This is a genomic window from Caulobacter sp. GW821-FHT11A05 (genome assembly GCF_058809015.1).
Genome location: NZ_JBXASF010000004.1, coordinates 61,015 through 74,023, shown reverse-complemented (window position 1 = coordinate 74,023; position 13,009 = coordinate 61,015). Strand labels below are relative to the sequence as shown.

13 protein-coding genes are annotated in these 13,009 nt (G+C 69.7%); 7 read left to right on the top strand and 6 right to left on the bottom strand.

What is annotated here, in order from left to right; all coding sequences use genetic code 11:
* Positions 1-26 precede the first annotated feature (26 nt).
* From AC1RSK_RS07945 to AC1RSK_RS07930, 4 genes are all read left to right on the top strand, one after another.
* Positions 27-2,075: a TonB-dependent receptor family protein gene (locus tag AC1RSK_RS07945; protein ID WP_492906957.1), complete on the top strand. Its 2,049-nt coding sequence runs from the start codon at positions 27-29 to the stop codon at positions 2,073-2,075.
* Between the two features lie 38 nt (positions 2,076-2,113).
* Positions 2,114-2,584 (top strand): copper chaperone PCu(A)C, encoded by a 471-nt coding sequence (locus AC1RSK_RS07940; protein ID WP_492906956.1) that lies wholly within the window; start codon positions 2,114-2,116, stop codon positions 2,582-2,584.
* 101 nt (positions 2,585-2,685) lie between these two features.
* Positions 2,686-3,792: a dipeptidase gene (locus AC1RSK_RS07935; protein ID WP_492906955.1), complete on the top strand. Its 1,107-nt coding sequence runs from the start codon at positions 2,686-2,688 to the stop codon at positions 3,790-3,792.
* A gap of 1 nt (position 3,793) precedes the next feature.
* Positions 3,794-5,818, top strand: a complete 2,025-nt coding sequence (locus tag AC1RSK_RS07930) for an amidohydrolase family protein (RefSeq protein WP_492906954.1) — start codon at positions 3,794-3,796, stop codon at positions 5,816-5,818.
* Between the two features lies 1 nt (position 5,819).
* Here the strand turns inward: AC1RSK_RS07930 and AC1RSK_RS07925 are convergent, their stop codons facing one another.
* On the bottom strand, positions 5,820-6,200 hold the full coding sequence (locus tag AC1RSK_RS07925) for a RidA family protein (protein ID WP_492906953.1): 381 nt from the start codon (positions 6,198-6,200) through the stop codon (positions 5,820-5,822).
* A gap of 127 nt (positions 6,201-6,327) precedes the next feature.
* On the opposite strand from AC1RSK_RS07925, the gene AC1RSK_RS07920 reads away from it, so the two are divergent.
* The gene (locus AC1RSK_RS07920) at positions 6,328-7,968 is read left to right on the top strand and encodes an AMP-binding protein (RefSeq protein WP_492906952.1); all 1,641 of its coding nucleotides are present in this window, start codon (positions 6,328-6,330) and stop codon (positions 7,966-7,968) included.
* Between the two features lie 169 nt (positions 7,969-8,137).
* On the opposite strand, the gene AC1RSK_RS07915 is transcribed toward AC1RSK_RS07920, so the two are convergent.
* The 5 genes from AC1RSK_RS07915 to AC1RSK_RS07895 form a co-directional block, all read right to left on the bottom strand.
* Positions 8,138-8,608 carry an NUDIX hydrolase gene (locus AC1RSK_RS07915; protein ID WP_492906951.1) on the bottom strand — a complete coding sequence of 157 codons (471 nt, stop codon included), beginning with the start codon at positions 8,606-8,608 and terminating at the stop codon, positions 8,138-8,140.
* Positions 8,605-9,513, bottom strand: coding sequence for an SDR family oxidoreductase (locus tag AC1RSK_RS07910; protein ID WP_492906950.1), 909 nt, complete (start codon positions 9,511-9,513; stop codon positions 8,605-8,607). Before AC1RSK_RS07910 ends, AC1RSK_RS07915 begins: the two co-directional genes overlap by 4 nt.
* A gap of 85 nt (positions 9,514-9,598) precedes the next feature.
* A complete protein-coding gene (locus tag AC1RSK_RS07905) occupies positions 9,599-10,198 on the bottom strand; it encodes a DUF1190 domain-containing protein (RefSeq protein ID WP_492906949.1) in 600 nt (199 codons plus the stop codon).
* Between the two features lie 13 nt (positions 10,199-10,211).
* Positions 10,212-10,628 (bottom strand): DUF350 domain-containing protein, encoded by a 417-nt coding sequence (locus AC1RSK_RS07900; RefSeq protein WP_492906948.1) that lies wholly within the window; start codon positions 10,626-10,628, stop codon positions 10,212-10,214.
* 34 nt (positions 10,629-10,662) lie between these two features.
* A complete protein-coding gene (locus tag AC1RSK_RS07895; RefSeq protein ID WP_492906947.1) occupies positions 10,663-11,310 on the bottom strand; it encodes a DUF2491 family protein in 648 nt (215 codons plus the stop codon).
* 265 nt (positions 11,311-11,575) lie between these two features.
* Between AC1RSK_RS07895 and AC1RSK_RS07890 the strand changes: the two genes are divergently transcribed.
* Positions 11,576-12,232, top strand: coding sequence for a YjfI family protein (locus AC1RSK_RS07890; RefSeq protein WP_492906946.1), 657 nt, complete (start codon positions 11,576-11,578; stop codon positions 12,230-12,232).
* A 12-nt stretch (positions 12,233-12,244) separates the two neighbouring features.
* Positions 12,245-13,009, top strand: coding sequence for a PspA/IM30 family protein (locus AC1RSK_RS07885; protein WP_492906945.1), 765 nt, complete (start codon positions 12,245-12,247; stop codon positions 13,007-13,009).

The following is a 13,009-nucleotide window of genomic DNA, read 5'->3' as shown; positions in this document are numbered from 1 at the left end:
CATGTCCTGAAGACGAAAGCCTCTCCATGTCCCGTTTCCGCGCGCCGCTTCTGGCCGGCGCCGCCGTGCTTTGCGCCGCATCCCCGTCTTTGGCCGCCGAAGACCCCTCGACCCTGGTCGACAGCGTCATCGTCACCGCCCGCCCCGACCCCGAGGACCCCAGGGTGGTCGGCGAGGCCCGCCGCAAGCTCTCGCGGACGCCCGGCGCCGTGTCGGTGATCTCCCAGGAGTCCTTCGCCGGCCGCGAGGCCCTGGCCCTCGACGACGTCCTGCGCGACGCCCCCGGCGTCTACGCCCAGAGGAAGTGGGGCGGTGACGTGCGCATCTCGATCCGGGGCTCCGGCATCGGCAACGCCAACCACAACCGCGGCCTGCTGATCGCCCAGGACGGCGTGCCGCTGAACGAGGCCGACGGCTTCGGCGACAGCCAGGCGGTCGATCCGCTGACCACCCGCTACGTCGAGGTCTGGCGTGGCGGCAACGCCCTGCGCTTTGGCGGCGCCTTGCTGGGCGGGGCGGTCAACCTGGTGACACCGAGGGGCAAGGACGCCGGCTTCGAGACCCGCCTGCGCGTCGATGGCGGCAGCTTCGGCCTGCTGCGCGAGAATCTGGCCGTGGCCCGCGAGGTCGGCGACTGGGACGCCTATGGCGCCGTCACCAACCAGACCGGCCAGGGCTGGCGCTCGCAGAGCCAGCAGAACCTCCAGTTCGCCTCGCTGAACCTGGGGCGAAGCTTCGGTGAGGACCGCGAGGTCCGGCTGATCGTCAGCGGCGCCAACATCAACCAGGAAATCCCCGGGGCCCTCACGCAGGCGCAGTTCGAGGCCGGTCCGCGCCAGACGGCGGTCGCCAACGCCGCCCTCGACTACCAGCGCAACCAGCGGTCCTTGCGCGCCTCGCTGCGGAGCCGCTGGCGGATCGATGACGGCCTGGTGCTGGAGGGAGCCGTCTACGCGGCCTGGAAGGACCTCGACCACCCGATCTTCCAGGTCATCGATCAGCAGAGTCGCAACTACGGCCTCTTCGGGCGGCTGGACTGGGAAGGCCGGATCGGTGGCCTTCGCGCCGACGCCTACGCCGGCCTGTGGCTGCGCAAGGGCGACATGGATTCGAACCTCTATGTAAACGTCGGCACGGCCCGGGGCGCACCCCGCTCGCGCACCCTGCAGAACGCCGAGGCGACCGATGTCTTCGCCGAGGGCCGGCTGTTCGTCACCGACCACCTGGCCATCGTCGCCGGCGGGACCTGGGGGACGGCCCGGCGCGATTACCGCAGCTTCGCTATCCCCGGCGCCGGCTCCAGCTTCGACCTCAAGGCCGGCACGGATTATCAGTGGTTCGCGCCGCGTGTCGGCCTGCTGTGGGAGGGGGAGGGCGGCATGCAGGTCTTCGCCAACCTGACCAAGTCCGTCGAGCCGCCCAACTTCGGCGCCATGTCGCCGACCGGAACCGGCTTCGCGCCTGTCGAGGCCCAGGAAGCCTGGACCGGCGAAGTGGGTACGAGGGGCCGGGCCGGCGCCTTCACCTGGGACGTCACCCTCTACCGCGCCCAGCTGGACGGCGAGATGCTGCAGTACACCGTCGCCCCCGGCATCCCGGCCTCGACCTTCAACGCCGGCGGGACCGTGCACCAGGGCCTGGAGGCGGCGCTCGACTGGCGGTTCGCGGCCGGCTGGCGGCTGCGCCAGACCTGGACCTGGTCGGACTTCCGGTTCGACGGCGACGTCCAGTACGGCGACAACCGCCTGCCCATCGCGCCTGAGCATTTCTACCGGGCGGAGCTGCGTTACGAGCACCCGGCCGGCTGGTTCGTCGCCCCGTCGGTCGAATGGTCGGCCTCGGACCTCTGGCTGGACTACGCCAACACCCGCAAGGCGCCGGCTTACGCGCTCCTGAACCTCGGCGTCGGTTGGACGCTGAACAGGCGGTTGGCGGTGTTCGCGGACGCCCGCAACCTGACGGACGAGGCCTACGCCTCCAACGTCCAGGCCGCCACGGTCTGGACCCCGGGCGCCGCCCTGTTCTGGCCGGGCGACGGGCGCGGCCTGTTCGCCGGCCTGACCCTCGCCTTCTGACCGACTTGCGCCATAGTTTTCAACGAAAGGACCTTCCCATGATCCGTCGCACCCTGATCCTCGCCGCCGCCGCCTCTCTGCTGGCCGGCGGCGCTTTCGCCGCCAAGGCCAGCGCCATCGACATCGCCGGCGCCTGGTCGCGCCCCGCCCCCGTCGGCGGCAACGGCGTCGGCTATGTGACCCTGACCAACCGCGGCAAGGCCGACCGGCTGCTGTCGGCCTCCAGCCCGGTGGCCGGCAGGGTCGAAATCCACGAGAGCATGGTGATGGGCGGCAAGGCGATGATGCACCCCCGGCCGCGCGGCGTGGAGCTGCCGGCCGGCAAGACCGTCGCCCTCAAGCCGGAGGGGCTGCACATGATGCTGATCGGGCTTAAGAAGCCGCTGAAGGTCGGCGAGACCGTGCCGGTCAGCCTGAAGTTCGAGAAGTCAGGATCGGTCGAGGTGGCCTTCAAGGTCCATGCGACCGCCCCGGCGGCTGCCCCCGTCATGGACCACAACCACCACTGAGCCCCCCGTCGAGGCTTGAGCGGATTCACCGCTGTTGACATTTATGTAGGTGCCTACATAATTAGCTGACTGGCGGGGCGCTGGTTGGAGCATCGACGATCGTGACTATTCCCAGACGGGCCTTCCTGCAGGCCTCGGCCGCCCTCGCCGCGACGGCCCTGGCCCCCGGGGCCGCCCGCGCCGCCGACCCGCTCGACCGTCTGTACCGCAACGCCATGATCATCGACGGCAACCTCGTCGCGCCCCTCGATGATGCGGCGCCGCTGGATGCGAAGACGGCGGCGCAGGTCCGCTCCTCGGGGCTGACCGCCCTGAAGATGACCATCGGCGGCAGCCGTGGCGGTTACCCCGACACCAAGGAGGACATCGCCGCCTTCGACAAGGCCATGCTCCAGGACGCCGGCCTCTACATGAAGATCGTCAGGCCGGCCGATCTGCTGACTGCCAAGCGGACGGGCCGGGTCGGGATCATCTACTCCTTCGAGAGCGCCGAGATGCTGGAGGGAAAGCCCGAGCGGATCGATGAATTCGCCGCTCTGGGCGTGCGGATCATGCAGCTGGGCTACAACACCGCCTCGCCCTTCGCCGGCGGCTGCCTGACGCCCCAGCCCTCCAGCGGCCTGACCGCGCTCGGCCGCGAGGCCGTGGAGCGGATGAACCGGGGCGGCGTCAGCCTGGACCTGAGCCACGCCGACGAGCGCTCGACCCTGCAGGCGATCGCCGCCGCCGCCAGGTCGCCGCTGATCACCCACGCCGGCTGCGACGCCGTCTACGCCCATCCCCGCAACAAGTCCGACACGGTCCTTCGCGCCCTGGCCGCCAAGGGCGGCGTGGTCGGGCTCTACGAGCTCAGCTTCATCAGCGCCGGGCCGGCCCAGCAGTCGCTGGACGAATACATGGCCCATGTGGTCCACGCCCTGAAGGTCTGCGGCGAGGAGCATGTCGGCATCGGCAGCGACGCCATCCTGACGCCCTTCGACACCGGGCCGGAAAGCATGGCCATGTGGGACAAAGACATCGCCGCCCGCAAGGCAGCCGGCGTCTCCGCGCCCGGCGAGGGCCGGCCACCCTTTGTCGTCGGTCTCAACCGGCCGGATCGCTCGCGGGTCATCGCCGGCGAACTGCTCAAGCGCGGCTACCGCATCAGGACGGTCGAAAAGGTGCTTGGGTCGAACTTCCAGCGGGTCTTCGCCGAGACCTGGGGCTGACATGATCCGTATGCTGATTGTCGCCGCCGCAGCCCTGCTGCTGGGCGGAGCCGCCCCCGCGCCTGAAGCGCCGCCGCTGGCCTCGCCGCCGGCTGACGCCCAGACCTGGACCATCACCGCCGAGGGCCGCGTCTTCGGGCGGGCCAGCCGCTGGACCGCGGCAGATGGCGTCCGCTGGTCGCGCGACAGCTTCTCCGAGCGCGGCTACGAGAGCGAGATCGAGCAGCAGATTCGCTTCGCCTTCGACGGTTCCGAACAGGCGCTCATCGTCCGCGGACGGCTGCCTTCGGGCGATGCGGCCGAGAGCTTCTCGGCGGAGGCCGGCCGCTACGCCTTCCGGAGTCCGGTCGACCATGGCGAGGGCGCCACGGCGGCCGGGGCGGTCTATGTGCCGTTCGGCGGCACGATCGATTCCCTCTTCGCCCTGGCCGAGGCGCTGGACCGGGCTCCGGGAAAGCGCCTGCCGCTGCTGCCCTCGGGCCAGGCCGTCCTCAAGCCGCTGACCACGGCCACGGTCACCCTGGGCGGCCGGACCCGCCGGCTGACGGCAGTGAGCCTCGTCGGCTTCGACCTTTCACCGTTGCCGATCTGGATGGAGGACGGCCGCGTCTTCGGCCTGGCCGGAGCGATGAGCTACCTGCCGCAGGGCTGGGAAGCGGTCGCGCCGCAGCTGGTGAAAGCGCAGGACGAGGCCATGGCCGCCGGGGCGCCGGCCCTGCTGGCGGCGATCGCGCCGCGGCAGACGCGGCCGACCGCCTTCACCCATGTGCGCCTGTTCGACGCCGAGGCCGGGCTGTTCCACCAGGACATGACGGTGGTGGTCGCGGGGGGCCGCGTCATAGCCGTCGGCCCGGCGGCGGCCACCCCGGCGCCGCGCGGCGCCAAGGTCGTGGACGGAACCGGTAAGACGCTGCTGCCCGGCCTGTGGGACAGCCACAAACACTATGGAGACGACGCCAGCGGCGCTCTGTTGCTGTCGCAGGGGATCACCACCGTGCGCGACATGGGCAGCATCCCGGCCGCCCTGCAGGCCCGCCGCAAGCGGATCGAGGCCGATCAGCTGCTGGGCCCCCGCATCGTGCCCCTGCTGATGGTCGACGGGCCGGGGCCGCAGGCCGACCATGTGGCCGTCCTGATCGCCACCGAGACCGAGGCCATCGCCGCCGTCCGCCGGGCCAAGCGCGAAGGCTATGCCGGGATCAAGATCTACAGCTCGCTCGACCCCGCGCTGATCCCGGTCCTGGCCCGCGAGGCCAAGGCTCAGGGGCTGCGGCTGCAGGGCCATCTGCCGCGCGGGGTGCGGCCCCGGCAGGCGGCCGAGTGGGGCTACGACGAGATCACCCACATGAACTTCGTCCTGATGCAGGCGATGCCGGACGCGGTGGTCGCTGCCGGCAAAGGCGTCGAACAGCGCCACTATGGCCCCGCCCGCCATGGCGCGGGCCTCGACCTGAAGGCGGCGCCGATGGCCCGGTGGCTCGACGAGATGGCGGCTAGGGGCTTGGCGGTCGATCCGACCCTGGTGGTCTTCGAGCGGTTGTGGGCGACCGAGGCCGGCGAGGTGGCCCCGGCCTACCGTCCCTTCCTCGGGCGGCTGCCGCCGCAGTTCGAGCGCAGCCTGCTGCAGGGCGGACTGGCGACGCCGCCGGATCTGTCGCGGGTCCAGATGCGGGCCGGCTTCGACAAGCTGGTCGAGCTGGCCGGCGAACTGCAACGCCGGGGCGTCCCCATCCTGGCCGGGACCGACGGCTTTGGCCTGGAACTGGTCCGCGAGCTGGAACTCTATGTCCAGGCGGGCCTGACCCCGGCCCAGGCCCTGACCGCCGCCACCCTGGCGCCCGCCCGGGCCATGGGGCTGGAGCGGGAGACCGGCTCCATCGCCGTCGGCAAGCTGGCCGACCTCATCCTGGTCGACGGCGATCCGGGGACGCGCATCGGCGACCTGCGCCAGGTGGAGCTGGTCATGCGCGACGGCCGGCTGATGAAGGCCGCCGACCTGCGGGCCGCCGCCGGGCTGGCGCCGTAGCCTATTTCGCCGCCACCGCCTCGATCTCGATGAGCAGTCCCGGCGCGCCGAGCGCCTTGACGATCAGCAGGGTGGTGGCGGCCGGCGGCTGGCTGAGCAGGGCAGCGCCGGCGGGCCCGAAACCCGGCAGGTTGGCCTCGTCGGTCAGGTAGATGGTCAGCTTGGCGATGTCGTCGAAGCCCATGCCGGCCCCGGCCAGCACGCGCTTGAGGTTTTCGACGACGATCGCCGTCTGCTCGCCGATGCCGTCGCCCACGGTTCCGTCCGGCCGCACGCCAACCTGGCCGGAGACGAACAGCCAGCACTCGGGGGCCGAGACCTCGGCGCCGTGGCTGTAGAAGGGCGGCGAAGACGCGCCTTCCGGGTTGAATTTGCGCAGCATGGGGACCTCCTTGGGGTTGGTGACACCCTGCGCCAGGCCTGCTGACAGGGGCCTGTCAGCATGCGTTGACACGACCCGAGGGAAGCCCGCTAACTCTCGCAAAACAACTGTTTGAGGGAGTGACGAGATGGCCGGCTGGACCTTCGCGGACGTGTGGGAAGAGATCGCCGCGGCGGTTCCGGGACGGCCGGCCCAGATCCAGGGCGAGCGGGAGATCAGCTGGCGCGACTTCGACCGGAGGGCCAACGCCCTGGCGGCGCACTTCGTCAACAAGGGCCTGGGCCATCAGGCCAAGATGGCCGCCTTCCTCTACAACGCCCCGGAGTATCTCGAGAGCTACTACGCCGCCTTCAAGGCGGGGCTGGCCCCGGTCAACACCAACTACCGGTACGAGCCCGAAGAGCTATTCTACCTGTTCGACAACGCCGACACAGAAGCGGTCGTCTTCCACGCCGGCTTCGCCGACAAGCTCGCCGTCATCAAGGACCGGCTGCCCGGCGTGAAGGCCTGGGTGGCGGTGGCCGAGCCGGGCGCGGCCGTCCCCGATTGGGCGGACGAGTACGAGAGCGTCGTCGGGGCCGGGGCGGACCGCTACGTGGCGCCATGGGGCCGCTCGGGTGATGATCTGCTCTTGCTCTACACCGGCGGCACCACCGGCATGCCCAAGGGGGTGATGTGGCGCCAGGACGACCTCTTCCAGGTGCTGGGGGCCGGCGGCAACGTCGCGGCCGGCATCCCGCCGCTGGAGAGCCCGGCCGAGGCGGCGGTGCGGGTGACGACCGGCAAGGCCGGCGACATCGTGCTGCCGCCGCCCAGCGTCGTGGTGGTGGCCTGCCCGCTGATGCACGGCACGGCCCAGTTCGGCAGCTTCGGGGCCCTGACCGGCGGCGGCTGCATCGTCAGCCTGCCCTCGCGCCGGTTCGATCCGGTCGAGCTGTGGAACGAGGTCGAGCGGACCGGGGCCAACAGCGTCTCCATCGTCGGCATGGCCTTCGCCGCCCCGATGCTCGATGCGCTCAACGCGACGCCAGGCCGCTGGGACCTGTCGAAGGTGGCCCGGCTGGGCTCGTCGGGGACGGTGTGGTCCTACGAGAACAAGCAGGGGCTGCTCAGCCACCTGCCGGAAGGCTGCGTGATCTTCGATTCCCTGGGCTCGTCCGAGGCCGTCGGGCTGGGCGGTTCGCAGTCGGTGAAGGGGGCGGAGGCCGGCACGGCGCAGTTCCTGGTCGGGCCCAACGCGGCGGTGTTCAAGGAGGGCGGGACACGGGTGGCGCCGGGCTCGGGCGAGCGCGGGCTGGTGGCGGTCGGCGGCTTCATTCCGACGGGCTACTACAAGGACCCCGAAAAGAGCGCCAAGACCTTCCGCGAATTCGAAGGCCGGCGCTGGTCGCTGCCGGGCGACTTCGCCGAGGTGAACCTGGACGGGACGATGAAGCTGCTCGGTCGCGGCTCGCAGGTGGTCAACACCGGCGGCGAGAAGGTGTTTCCCGAGGAGGTCGAGGAGGCGCTGAAGCTGCATCCGGACGTGAAGGATGCGGTGGTGGTGGGGATTCCCGACGCCCGGTTCGGCGAGAAGGTCTGCGCCGTGGTCGATGTGCGGGACGGCGTGGACCTGACCCTGGCCGACTTCACCGCCCACCTGAAGGGCCGGCTGGCCGACTACAAGACCCCGAGGGCGCTGGTGTTGGCCCCGGTGGTGAGGGCCCCGAACGGCAAGGTCGACTACAAGGGCGTGCGCGCCCAGGCCCTGGAGGCGCTCGGGGTGTAGCCCTCCCTCCCCGAATTGGGGAGGGCAGACGCGCGGTTACGCGCGTCGGGTGGGGAAGTCGGTCACTGACTTTCGAGATCAAGCCCTGAGAAGCCTACCCGGCGGGGTGTGGTGACCCACTTCCCCACCCGGCGCTTCGCGCCTGCCCTCCCCAATTCGGGGAGGGAGGTTAGGCGCCGATCACTAACGGCTCCGCCGGGATCTCCCCCGCCAGCAGCTTCCGCAGGTGATCCGCCAGCCCGCCCGGATAGATCGCCTCGTCACTGGCCGCGATCTCTTCCACCGACCACCAGCGCATCGCCTTCACGACCCGCCGCTCCAGATCCGTCCATCCGTGGTCGGACAACCCTTCGTGCTCCACCCGGACGATGAAGTACGACTCCACCAGCCGCCGGTCCTCACCCTCGACCACCATGTCGTGCCAGCGCCGCCAGACCACCGGCCCAAACTCCGCCTCGGCATGCCCGGTCTCTTCCAGCAGTTCCCGCCGAGCCGCCGCGATCAGGCTCTCGCCCTCATCGACCCCGCCGCCGACCGTGCACCAGCCGGCGTACAGCCCGTCATCGAAATTCAGCAGCAACAGCCGGTCGGCCGGCGATAACAGCACCAGCCGGACCGTCAGACGCTCGCGCGGGCTCACACGGTCCGCTTGGCCCGGTCCTTGTCGTTGGTCGCCCGGATCGCCGCCGTCGCCTGTTCCCATTGCTCGTCCGTCCACTCGGTCATCCGCGCGAAGTTGCCGCCCGAGGCGTTGTAGGACGCTCCGTCGATGGCGATGGTCTGGCCGTTCACATAGGTCGACAGCGGGTGCAACAGATAGACCGCCAGGTTGGCCAGCTCGCGCATCTCGCCGACCCGGCCCAGCGGATTGCCGCGCATGTCGCCATAGGCGCTCTGCCCAGGGTTCAGCCGGGCGCTCATGCCCTCGGTCGGGAAGGGACCCGGCGCGATGGCGTTGAAGCGGATGCCCTTGGGACCCCACTCGACGGCCAGCGACTGGGTCATGACGTTGAGGCCCGCCTTGGACATGGCGCTCGGCACCGTGAACGGCCCGCCGTTCCACACCCAGGTGGTCAGGATGGAGATCACCGAGGCCGAAACCCCCTCCTTGATCCACCGCTTGCCGCACTCCAGCGTCACGAAGAAGCTGCCCCGGAAGACGATGTTGGAAATGGCGTCGAAGCCGCGCGGCGACAGGTCCTCGGTGCGACTGATGAAGTTGCCGGCGGCGTTGTTGACCAGGCCGGTCAGCGCCCCGCCGTCGGCCCAGATGGTGTCGACCATGTCGGTGATGGCCTCGGGCACGCGGATGTCGCAGGCGATGCCGACCACCTTGCCGGGACTGTCCGGATGCGCCGCCATCAGCTCCTTGGCGGTCTCGTCGAGCACCCCGCCGCGCCGACCGCAGATGTAGACCTGCGCCCCCAGCATCAGGCAGGCCTCGGCCATCACCTTGCCAAGGCCCGTGCCGCCTCCGGTGATCAGGATGCGCTGGCCGTTCATCAGGCCGGGGCGGAACATCAGGTCGTCGGCGGCGAATGTCATGGCGGGTCTCCCTTGTTCTTGGGGAGAGGGGAGGGGGCTGACCCTAGGGCGGTCAAGGCCCCTCCCAGACTTGTTAACCCCCGCGTCAGCCGCCGTAGGAGCGCCCGCCGCCGCCGAAGCCGCCGCGCGACACCACGGTGCTGCGGGTCTGCACCCGGGCCGGGGCGTTGCGCACCGTGGCCGGCGGGTCGATGCCCTGGCGGCCGACCGTGGTGCGGCCGGTGGCGTAGTCGTGGTTCACCCGGCCGCCCCAGCCGGTGTAGTAGCCGCCGCCGTAGCGGTCGTCGCGCCGGTAAAGCCCGGTGCTGCGATAGCCGCCGCCGTTCATCATCTGGCCGATGATGAAGCCGGTCAGCAGCGGGGTGAAGAAGCTGCCGCCGTTGTGGCTGCGCGGCACGCACTGGCCGGCCCCGTAGACGTCCTCGCAGCTCTTCTGTTCGGCATACTTCGGCGCGTTGGTCTCGTTGTCCTTGAGCGCGGCGGCATAGCCCTTGTCGCACTCCTCGTCGCTGACCTTGTCCTCGGCCTTGCACTGGTCGAGGCTGGCATAGGCGAAGGCCTCGACCGGGTCCTTGTTGAGCTGGGCCTCGGCTTTCGAAACATCCGGCGTCCCGTCGCAGGCCCCGATGGTCAGCGAGGCGCCGCACATCAGGCTGGTCAGGGTGAGGGATTTGGATCGCATCATGGTGGTGCGCCCCTTACGAGGTCATGCAGGCGGCGTTGATCAGGCCGACCGCGATGGAGATGGCGGCGATGTAGACGCCGCTGGCGACCTCGCCGGCCTCGATGCGCGCCTTGACGTCCTTGAGGAACAACACGCGGACGATGGTGAAGGCGACGATCTGGATGACGCCGGCCAGCACGCCCCAGGCCAGCAGTTCCGGCAGGCTGGCGGTGTGCGCCAGCGCCGAGGCCAGCGCCAGGACGTAGCCGATCAGGGCCCCGCCGAGCGCGATGGCGGCGGCGACGTTGCCCTGCTTGATCAGGTCGGTTTCCTTGTAGGGGGTCATCCACTGGTAGATGACCTTGAAGGCGATGGCGAGCACGCCCGACGCCGCGAAGGCGATCAGGAAATAGAGCGCCTGTGTCTTGAAGATGATGAAGTCGAAGCTCATTCGGGTTCCCTCCCGTTGAAATCCATTACGGCTGTCAGGCCGAAAACTCTCCGATGGCCAGCGGCACGCCGACCATGATCTCGTGGGTCAGCTCGCCGCCCTTCTCGGGCTCCATGGCGATGGCCAGCAGCAGCTCACGCCCCTCGCCGCCCAGGTCGCGGGCATAGAGCATGCAGGTCTGGAAGATGCGGGCGTAGGGCGCCAGCGCGGCGCGATCGTCCCAGATGTCTTCCCAGAAGCTGACCGGCGGCTGGCGGCCCTCGTCCTCGGCGAACCAGTAGCGCTGGAAGGGCGGCAGGTCGTCCTCCAGCCAGACCGGATCCTGCAGCCGGTCGAGCCACAGCCGCTTCTCCTGGCCGCTGGCCGGGTATTCGCTGCGCCAGGGGACGAACAGGGTGAAGTCGTTGGCGTCGCTGCCGTCCTTCTCGTCGCTGACCGCCTGAAACATCAGATGGTCGTCGGTGTAGAAGCGATGCACATAGCCGCCGGCGTCCAGCTTGATCAGCCCCTGGGCGGTGATCTCCAGCGTGTCGCGGTCCATCTTGAAACTGGCTTCCGTGCCCAGCCTGCGCCAGGCCAGCGGGTCCAGCCGGATGGTGCGGCCGAAGGTGATGTTGCGCACCACGGCCAGGTGGTCGCTGGGACCCGCCTCGTCCTTGCGCCCGAACAGCTTGCCGAACATCAGGGGGTCCTCACGCGAACATGATCGCGGCGGAGACTGGCCCCGCCCGCGTGATGACGCAATGCCAGCAAAGATGCGGGGGCCAGCAAAGATGCGGGGGCCAGCAAAGATGCGGGGGCCAGCAAAGATGCGGCGGCCTGTGAAGATACGCGAAACCGTCGTGACGGCAGGGTAGCCAAGTCGGGGCGCCTCCTTGCGCCGTTCCCTGATACGACGCCGTTCAAAGCCCCTTGTCAAGCGTTCATGGTACGCATACCTTGAACGCATGCCCAAGGCTCCCACCCGAGCGGACAAGGCCGTCAACCGGACCCGCGAATGGCGCGAGGCCCGCAAGCGCGCGGGGTTCGTGAAGATGGAGGTCTGGGCGCCGGCGTCCTGCAAGGCGGACATCCTGTCCGCCGTGCGGGCCATCGTGATCGACTCCAACCGCGGCCCGGCTCATACCGGCTCCGCACTGAAAGGCATCCGGCCCATGGATCAGGTGATTGATACGGCTTGGACCATCCACGCCCTCAAGACGGAGCTGGACGCCAGTTCCCTGGTGAGGGACGGCGAGATGAAGTTCCAGGTGATCGAGGGCGCCGATCCGGTGCTGCTGGTCACCATGTGCGAATACGGCGACCTGCCGATCTACGTCAGCGCCGGGCCGCAGCAGATCGTCGTCTCGGTCGTGCTCTGGCCGGTCGACGAGCAGGAGGATCAGAACGAGTTCAACCTGTTCCTGCTGAAGGCCCAGAAGCTGGTGCCGCTGTCCAACTTCGGCGTCACCACGGTGAACGACCGCGACTACTACGAGCTGTTCGGCGAGATCGCCGCCAAGACCAGCCTGCAGACCATCCTCATCGAGCTGCGCACCCTTGCCGAGAACGCCATCGACGCGGCCTCGGACCTTCGCGACAGCTTCAAAGCCGCCAAGCGCTAGGAGAACGACCCCATGTCCATCTGGAACAAATTCTCCGCCCTTTTCCGCGGCTCCGTCCATGAGGGCGCCCAGGCGGTGATCGACACCAACGCCCTGCGCATCCTCGACCAGGAAATCCGCGACGCCGACACCGCCCAGGCCAAGGCCCGGGACGACATGGCCGGCCTCGTGGCGCGGCGCCGCATGCTGGAAACCGAAGGCAACCAGCTGGCCCAGCAGGCCCAGAAGTACGAAGCCTCGGCCCGCGCCGCCATGGCCAAGGGCGACCAGGCCCTGGCCCTGGAAGTGGCCCAGCGCATCGCCGACCTGGAGCGCGACTCGACCCAGAAGTCCGAACAGGTGGTCCAGCTGCGCGCCGCCGAGGACAAGCTGCGCCTGATCATCGGCCAGACCGACAGCAAGATCGAAGCCCTGCGCCGCGAGATCGAGGTGGTGAAGGTCAACGACAGCGTCCAGCGCGCCCAGTCGGCCATCGTCGCCCGCAGCGGCAGCGCCAGCTCGACCGTCGGCTCGGCCGCCGACAGCCTCAAGCGCATCAAGGAGCGCCAGGCGATCAACGAGGAGAAGTTCCGGGCCGCCGGCGAGATCGAGGACCGCCGCACCGGCGCCGACCTCGACGCCAAGCTGCGCAACGCCGGCATCCTGCCCGGCGAGACCAACGCCCATGAGGTGCTGGAACGGCTGATGGGCCCCAAGGAAGAGCCCATGAAGCTGGAGGCCCCGGCCCTGCGCATCGAGGGCCCGGAAAAGGTCCCGGCCAAGAAGGACGAGCAATAG

Coding starts and splice junctions, on each gene's coding strand:
- AC1RSK_RS07910 (WP_492906950.1), bottom strand. CDS start 9,513: ATGACATTCGCCGCCGACGACCTGATGTTCCGCCCCGGCCTGATGAAC.
- AC1RSK_RS07930 (WP_492906954.1), top strand. CDS start 3,794: ATGATCCGTATGCTGATTGTCGCCGCCGCAGCCCTGCTGCTGGGCGGA.
- AC1RSK_RS07940 (WP_492906956.1), top strand. CDS start 2,114: ATGATCCGTCGCACCCTGATCCTCGCCGCCGCCGCCTCTCTGCTGGCC.
- AC1RSK_RS07900 (WP_492906948.1), bottom strand. CDS start 10,628: ATGAGCTTCGACTTCATCATCTTCAAGACACAGGCGCTCTATTTCCTG.
- AC1RSK_RS07925 (WP_492906953.1), bottom strand. CDS start 6,200: ATGCTGCGCAAATTCAACCCGGAAGGCGCGTCTTCGCCGCCCTTCTAC.
- AC1RSK_RS07885 (WP_492906945.1), top strand. CDS start 12,245: ATGTCCATCTGGAACAAATTCTCCGCCCTTTTCCGCGGCTCCGTCCAT.
- AC1RSK_RS07905 (WP_492906949.1), bottom strand. CDS start 10,198: ATGATGCGATCCAAATCCCTCACCCTGACCAGCCTGATGTGCGGCGCC.
- AC1RSK_RS07945 (WP_492906957.1), top strand. CDS start 27: ATGTCCCGTTTCCGCGCGCCGCTTCTGGCCGGCGCCGCCGTGCTTTGC.
- AC1RSK_RS07895 (WP_492906947.1), bottom strand. CDS start 11,310: ATGTTCGGCAAGCTGTTCGGGCGCAAGGACGAGGCGGGTCCCAGCGAC.
- AC1RSK_RS07890 (WP_492906946.1), top strand. CDS start 11,576: ATGCCCAAGGCTCCCACCCGAGCGGACAAGGCCGTCAACCGGACCCGC.
- AC1RSK_RS07920 (WP_492906952.1), top strand. CDS start 6,328: ATGGCCGGCTGGACCTTCGCGGACGTGTGGGAAGAGATCGCCGCGGCG.